2 protein-coding genes and 1 pseudogene are annotated in these 1,558 nt (G+C 71.8%); all 3 read left to right on the forward strand.

Annotation, left to right across the window (positions count from 1 at the left end):
• Positions 1-183 (forward strand): annotated as a pseudogene (locus C1I95_RS35590) (pyrimidine reductase family protein); the annotation flags it as partial.
• Positions 180-632, forward strand: coding sequence for a response regulator (locus tag C1I95_RS33830; RefSeq protein WP_111220172.1), 453 nt, complete (start codon positions 180-182; stop codon positions 630-632). The pseudogene C1I95_RS35590 and the gene C1I95_RS33830, both read left to right, overlap by 4 nt.
• On the forward strand, positions 625-1,437 hold the full coding sequence (locus C1I95_RS33835; RefSeq protein WP_111220174.1) for an inositol monophosphatase family protein: 813 nt from the start codon (positions 625-627) through the stop codon (positions 1,435-1,437). Before C1I95_RS33830 ends, C1I95_RS33835 begins: the two co-directional genes overlap by 8 nt.
• Positions 1,438-1,558: the final 121 nt, after the last annotated feature.

A 1,558-nucleotide genomic window follows, 5' to 3' on the forward strand; every position in this document is an offset into this window, starting at 1 on the left:
CTCGCGGCGGGCGGCGGCGCGGGCGACGGTTCGCCGGCCGGTGCCGGCGCAGCCCGGTTCACCGGCGAAGGTACGGTCGGCGAGGCGGACGGCAGCGGCGAGGCGGACGGCAGCGGCGAGGCGGACGGCAGCGGTGCGCCGGGCAGTGGTGGAACAGGTGGCGTGAAGGAGGCGGTGAGATGACCGCGCCGACAGACGGCAGCAGCCCGATCGAGGTGCTGCTGGTCGAGGACGACCCGGGCGACGTGCTGATGACCCGGGAGGCGTTCGAGGAGCACAAGCTTCGTAACCGGCTGAACGTCGTCTCCGACGGTGCCGAGGCGTTGGCCTACCTGCGCCGCGAGGGCCAGTACGCGGACGTGGTGCTGCCCGACCTGATCCTGCTCGACCTGAACCTGCCCCGCCGGGACGGCCGGGAGGTGCTGGAGGAGATCAAGAAGGACGAGCAGCTCTGCCGGATCCCGGTGGTGGTGCTGACCACTTCGCAGGCCGACGAGGACATCCTGCGCAGCTACCAGCTGCACGCCAACGCGTACGTGACCAAGCCGGTGGACTTCGAGCGGTTCATCGAGGTGGTCCGGCAGATCGACGAGTTCTTCGTCAGCGTGGTGAAGCTGCCGCCGCGTGGCTGACACCCTGCTCGACGACGTCGCCGGGCTGTTGCAGGAGACCGCCGACCGGGTCGTACTCCCGTTGTTCCGCCACCTCGGCGACGCCGACGTGACCGAAAAGGCCCCCGGCGAGCTGGTCACCGTCGCCGACCGCCGGGCCGAAGAGATGATCACCGACGGGTTGCGCCGGCTGCGGCCGGGCTCGATCGTGGTCGGCGAGGAGGCGGTGGCGGACGATCCCGATCTGCTGCGGCAGGTGCGCTCCGCGGGCGACGTGTGGCTCGTCGACCCGATCGACGGCACCGCCAACTTCGCGGCGGGTCGGTGCCCGTTCGCGCTGATGGTCTCCCTGATCACCGATGGTGAGCCGGTGGGCGCCTGGCTGCTCGACCCGCTGGCCAAGACGCTGGCCACCGCGTACGGCGGTGCGGGAGCGTACCTGGACGGGCGTCCGCTGCGGCTGCCCGCCGCGCCGCCGGCCGGCGCGTTGCGGGGTGCCGCGATGACCAAGTTCCTCCCGGCGTCGACACGGCGCGCGGTCGAGGCGGGCGGTGCGCGGATCGGCGAGCTGCTGCCGGGCCAGCACTGCGCCGGCCGTGAGTATCTGGACGTCCTCACCGGTCGGCAGCAGTTCGTGCTCTTCTGGCGCACCCTGCCGTGGGACCACGGCCCGGGCACGTTGCTGGTGCGGGCCGCGGGTGGGGTGGCCCGCCGGTTCGACGGTACGGACTACCACCCGACCGGCACCGACCACGGCCTCCTGGTCGCCGTCAACGACCAGGTGTGGACCGAGGTCCACACCGCCCTCCTCGCCACCCAGCAGTGAGCACCGACCCACCTCCGCCTTGTTGATCACGAGGTTGTCGCCTCGGTGATCGCTTTCCCGGGCCGATAGCCGCATGGTCGACAGCTTCATGGTCGACCGCGGAAAGTGCGGAGGGTGGGGG

The sequence above is a fragment of the Micromonospora craterilacus genome (assembly GCF_003236315.1).
GTDB classification, from domain to species: domain Bacteria; phylum Actinomycetota; class Actinomycetes; order Mycobacteriales; family Micromonosporaceae; genus Micromonospora; species Micromonospora craterilacus.